Origin of the sequence: Deinococcus pimensis DSM 21231 (assembly GCF_000519345.1) — a bacterium.
In the GTDB taxonomy this organism is placed as follows: Bacteria; Deinococcota; Deinococci; order Deinococcales; family Deinococcaceae; genus Deinococcus_A; species Deinococcus_A pimensis.
Window position 1 is genome coordinate 80,406 of the sequence record NZ_KI912670.1, and the last position, 227, is coordinate 80,632.

The 227-nt window shown below is 72.7% G+C and carries 1 pseudogene; it reads left to right on the plus strand.

Annotation, left to right across the window (positions count from 1 at the left end):
• Positions 1 to 227 (plus strand): annotated as a pseudogene (locus DEIPI_RS40430) (amidase); the annotation flags it as partial.

The following is a 227-nucleotide window of genomic DNA, read 5'->3' on the forward strand; positions in this document are numbered from 1 at the left end:
TCCGGATCGCGGACCTCGACCTCGTGGACACGGCCCTGATGAACGTGCTGCTGCCCGAGGCGAGCGCCGTGCACGCCACGTGGCTGCGCGAATTCCCCGACGCGTACGCCGGGCACACCCGCACGCAGCTGGAGCTCGGCTTCACCGTGAGCGGTGTGGCGTACGTGCGCGCGCAGCAGTTCCGCCGCCGTCTCGCGCACGCCACGCTCGCCGCGATGGAGGGCCTC